Raw genomic sequence first — 4,689 nt, forward strand, 5'->3', positions numbered from 1 at the left:
GCCGAACACACCTTCATACGCGAAGGGCGTACGGACGGGCAGTCGCAAGGACAAGGCGCCGGGAGTGGCGGGCTGGCCGAATCGTGCCTGGGCCCGCCGGCGCAACGCGGTCGGCGTCAGATCGCACACCGACCGCACCGTGTCATTGAACTGGCGGATACTCGCGAACCCGGCGCCGAACGCCACATCGCCGAACGGCAGATCCGTCGTCTCGATCAGGACACGGGCGGTTTGAGTGCGCTGCGCCCGGGCCAAGGCCAGCGGGTTGGCGCCGACTTCGGCCTGCAGGATCCGTTCGAGTTGGCGGGTGGTGTAGCCGACTCGGGCGGCCAGCCCGGTGACACCCTCGCGGTCGACGGTGCCGTCGGCGATGAGGCGCATCGCCCGCGCCACGACGTCACCACGGATATTCCACTCCGGCGATCCGGGGGAGGCGTCGGGCCGGCAGCGCTTGCAGGCCCGAAAGCCGGCCTTCTGGGCAGCCGCGGCGGTGGGGTAGAACCGCATGTTGCGGGCGAACGGCGGGCGGACCGGGCAGCTGGGCCGACAGTAAATCTTCGTAGTCAGCACAGCGGTGACAAACCAGCCGTCAAATCGGGCGTCCTTGGACTGGACGGCCCGATAACAGCGGTCGAAGTCTTCGTGCATGACTAGAACACTTACACGAAGCCACCGACATGACTGGCGGAAAACCGACATCGTCGTTCGCGCGCTGCCCGCCGACGACTGGACGTTCTCAAACCCGGAAGCATCCCGCTTGGACCGGCTCATCCTCCGGCTACGCGCCGATTCAATTGCTGATAGCGGGCATGGCCCGCAGATAGCGGTCGTCGGTCAGTTGGCTTACGAGGAACGCGGCGATTTCGGCGCGGGACATCGATGATCCCACCTTGTCGCGGCCCAGGAATCCGGAGCGGATCTTGCCGGTGGCCGGCTTGTCGGTGGGGTTGGTGATGCGAGCGATCGTGTAGTCCAAGCGCGAGTCGGTAACCGATGAGGTCATGCCCTTGAGTTCCTTCAACGCGTTGGGGAACGCTACGCCGGCCATGATCGGAAGTACCGTGTGCTTCCAATGTCGACCGTCTCGGGGATCACGCAGCGACGGGGTGGCCAGTCCGATAAAACGTCGAACGCCCTTCTGATGCATCGCATCCACGATCAAGTGAGTGCCCTCGGTGAGGGGTCCTGCGGGTGTCGATCTCTTGAGGGACGGACCGAGCGCGCTGATTACTGCATCGCTGCCCTCGATGGCGTCGGCGATCTGATCGCGATCGTTGAGCTGTCCCACAATGATCCGGTGCGGCTTGCTGGGCTCGATCTTCCGGGGGTTGCGCGCATAGACGGTGACGTGGTGTCCGGCGTCGAGTAATTGGTCGACGACGTGGCGGCCGATGCCTCCTGTGGCTCCGAAGACGGTGACGTTCAACGCAATTCCCTTCCTGTTTGTCCCGCTGGGTGTCCAGCGCTGCGTGACCACGATCCGGGTCTGGTGCCCGAGGAAAGTACGAATCGACAGCCGCGACGGTGCGCTCCTGAAGTTGCGAGCAGTCGTGCCAAGTCTCATCGACGGTCCGTACCTCGCGGCCGGTCCGACTTCGCTCAACTAGTGTCCTGAGTCGTTAATTCGCCCGCTCTTGTTAAACTGGGTGATGCCGTCGCCGCGCGCCGCCCAGATCGTGTTGACCGATGACGAACGTGCCGAGTTGGAGGGCTGGACACGTCGGCGTAATAGCGCTGCGGGCCTGGCCCTGCGGGCCCGAATTGTTCTGGCTGCGGCTGAAGGTGGCACGAACGTTGAGTTGGCCGATCGGCTGGAGTTGGACCGCGGAACAATTCGGAAGTGGCGCAATCGATTTGTTCAGTTCCGCTGTGATGGTCTGCTCGATGAGCCGCGCCCGGGCCGGCCGCGCGTCATCGGTGATGAGCGGATCGAGGAGTTGATCACGGCGACGTTGGAGACCGCGCCGCCGGATGCCACCCATTGGTCGACGCGGTCGATGGCCGAGCATCTGGGGCTGTCGCAGTCGATGGTCTCCCGTGTGTGGCGGGCGTTCGGATTGGCTCCGCACAAACAAGATTCGTGGAAGCTGTCGAAGGATCCGCTGTTCGTAGCCAAGGTCCGCGACGTCGTCGGTCTCTACCTGAACCCTCCCGAGCGCGCATTGGTGCTGTGTGTGGACGAGAAGACCCAGATCCAGGCGCTCAATCGCACCGCGCCGGTGTTTCCGATGCTGCCGGGCACGCCGGCTCGCGCCAGCCACGACTATGTCCGCCATGGCACCTCAAGCCTGTATGCCGCCCTCGATGTCACGACCGGCAAGATCATCGGTGCCTTGCATTCCCGGCACCGCTCCCAGGAGTTTCTGGCGTTTCTGAAGAAGATCGACGCCGAGGTGCCCGCCGACCTCGACGTTCACCTGGTCCTCGACAATGCCTCGACGCACAAGACGCCAGCGGTGAAGCGGTGGCTGACCAACCACCCGCGCTTCGTCTTGCACTTCACCCCGACCAGTTCGTCGTGGCTCAACCTGGTCGAACGCTGGTTCGCCGAACTGACCACCAAAAAGCTGCGCCGCGGCACCCACACCTCAGTACGTCAACTCAACGCCGACATCCGAGCCTGGATCGACACATGGAACGACAACCCGCGCCCCTACGTCTGGACCAAGACCGCCGACCAAATCCTGGCCAGCATCGGCAACTACTGCCGACGAATTAACGACTCAGGACACTAGACAGTGACCTGCATCGATACCTCTGAGAGCCGCTCCAGCTCGTCTGCTGACAGGTGGACTTTGAGTGCGCCGGCGGCTTCTCGGGCGTGGCGGGGTTTGGAGGCGCCGGCGATCGGAATGACGGTGTCGTCGTAGTAGCCGATCAGCCAGGCCAGCGCGACCTGGCCTACGGTCGCCCGATGGTCGGTGGCGATGTCGTGCATCGCGTCGATCAACGGTTGCGATCGATCGAGGCCTTGCGGGTTCAGTCCCATCACCCTGCGTCGCAGCGGGTGCACGCCTTGGACGAGGCTGCGGTCGGCGTGGTACTTGCCGGTCAAGATGCCTTGGCGTTGCGCCGAATACGCCAGCAGCGTGACGCCCAGCCGACGCGCGGCGTCGAGCATGCCGTTGGTTTCGATCTTGCGGTGCAGCAGGTTGATTTGAACCTCGTTGCTGGCCAACGGTATTCCGAACTTCGCGAGTTCGTCGTGCGCGATCTCCATCTCACGAGTGGTGAAGTTGCTGACGCCGACCGCCCGGATCTTGCCGGCCTGCACCAGCCGGGCCATGGCGCGCATTTGGGCGCGCACCGACGAGAAACTTCCCCGGTTGAGGTGGATCTGGTGCAGGTCGATGGGGAAGGGCGCCAAGGCCTCCAGTCGCGTGCCGATGGTGCGCTCGATGTTGCGCGCGGTGCGTCCCAACGGCAGTCATTTGGTCGCCACCGTCACGTCGCCGGGTTTGATCCCGGCATTGGTGAGGCCGCGGGCCAGTGCGCGTTCCGAGGTGCCGCCGCCGTACATCTCGGAGGTGTCGAACCAGGTGATCCCGCCGTCGAGCGCGGTCTTGATGATCGTGTCGATGTTGTCCTGCGGAACCGGCGGCGACAACGCCGAGATCCAGCTCTTGCCCGCGAACTGCGCGGTGCCCAGGCCGATCGGGGAGATGTAGATATCGGTGCGTCCGAGCTGTCGAGTAGTCATGAGACGACTATACACCACAGCGAGTCATACATGTCTCATTACGAGACGCTATGATCTGCTCATGCCTACCACCGACGGGACCGAGCGAACACGCCGGGCCATCCTCGACGCCGCCGCGCGCGTACTCGGCCAACGATCCGAGGCGGGCATGGCCGACATCGCGGAGGAAGCCGGCGTGGGGCGCGCAACGTTGTACCGCCATTTCCCGACCCGTGAATCATTGATCCGAGGTGTGCAGGATGCCGGAAGTGCAGAACTTGTCGCCGCATTCGCAGCGGCCGGCCTCGATGAGCTGCCGGTCGACCGGGCCATCGCCAGAGCCACCGGCGTCTTCCTGCGCACCGGCGCCAAGTACGCCGCGGTCATCAGCCGCGAGGACGAACACCGCGAACACGCGGCAAAGAATCGGGCGATAGCACCTATTCGCAAGCTCATTGCCCGCGGGATCCGCGACAGTGAACTACGGACCGACCTCCCCGGCGATGCACTATTCGAGATGTACTCGGCCCTCATCGCGCGTGCACACTTACTGACCATCACCGACACGCTCACGCCCGAGCAGGCCGCGGACGCGGTGGTAGCCGTGTTCCTGCATGGTGCAGTGAGCCGTTAAGCCGTGGCGGTTCCGATGTCTGTCAGTTTCGGGAGTGCTACGGGACCCTGCGTGACCTGATGATGCCCAAAGAAGAACCTCACCTGTGGCACTCACCGCTGTTGGCGCAGGCGTGTTCACTGCCGTGGTCGTTTTATGCTGTGTCGCAACCTCATTGGCCGTGTTCGTTGCCGTGCGATGTCCTCCAGTGAAGCGGCCGGCCCGCGTTGGGCGAACACCCTTCGGACACTAGGTTGACCGCGCCGTCCACTTACCCCTCCAACTGACGTTCTGCGCTATCCGCCGTCCCGGGCCTTAGAGCCTGACGACGACGCCCTGGGTGAGCGTCACGATGATGCCTAGTGGTGTGTCTCATAAATAAATGATGTGTTGTTCG

The 4,689-nt window shown here is 64.0% G+C and carries 4 protein-coding genes and 1 pseudogene; 2 read left to right on the forward strand and 3 right to left on the reverse strand.

Annotated features, from left to right (window positions below):
• Both CWS39_RS27820 and CWS39_RS27825 read right to left on the reverse strand, forming a co-directional pair.
• The coding region (locus CWS39_RS27820) for a bifunctional transcriptional activator/DNA repair enzyme AdaA (protein ID WP_199178335.1) at positions 1–648 on the reverse strand (648 nt) is incomplete at its 3' end.
• Positions 649–790: 142 nt separating this feature from the next.
• On the reverse strand, positions 791–1,426 hold the full coding sequence (locus CWS39_RS27825) for an NAD(P)-dependent oxidoreductase (RefSeq protein WP_102146057.1): 636 nt from the start codon (positions 1,424–1,426) through the stop codon (positions 791–793).
• 223 nt (positions 1,427–1,649) lie between these two features.
• On the opposite strand from CWS39_RS27825, the gene CWS39_RS27830 reads away from it, so the two are divergent.
• Complete coding sequence (locus CWS39_RS27830; protein WP_102146055.1) at positions 1,650–2,735, forward strand: IS630 family transposase; 1,086 nt, start codon at positions 1,650–1,652, stop codon at positions 2,733–2,735.
• On the opposite strand, the pseudogene CWS39_RS27835 reads toward CWS39_RS27830, so the two are convergent.
• A pseudogene (locus tag CWS39_RS27835) lies at positions 2,732–3,700 on the reverse strand (aldo/keto reductase). The gene CWS39_RS27830 and the pseudogene CWS39_RS27835 sit on opposite strands and share 4 nt — an antisense overlap.
• Positions 3,701–3,761: 61 nt before the next feature.
• On the opposite strand from CWS39_RS27835, the gene CWS39_RS27840 reads away from it, so the two are divergent.
• Entirely contained in the window at positions 3,762–4,313 is a 552-nt protein-coding gene (locus CWS39_RS27840) for a TetR/AcrR family transcriptional regulator (protein WP_158240424.1), read from the forward strand.
• Positions 4,314–4,689: the final 376 nt, after the last annotated feature.

This window comes from Mycobacterium hubeiense, from assembly GCF_002838065.1.
GTDB classification, from domain to species: domain Bacteria; phylum Actinomycetota; class Actinomycetes; order Mycobacteriales; family Mycobacteriaceae; genus Mycobacterium; species Mycobacterium hubeiense.

What these genes read in the sequence shown, in the direction of transcription:
- CWS39_RS27840 (WP_158240424.1), top strand. Translation starts at nt 3,762, where the DNA reads ATGCCTACCACCGACGGGACCGAGCGAACACGCCGGGCCATCCTCGAC.
- CWS39_RS27830 (WP_102146055.1), top strand. Translation starts at nt 1,650, where the DNA reads ATGCCGTCGCCGCGCGCCGCCCAGATCGTGTTGACCGATGACGAACGT.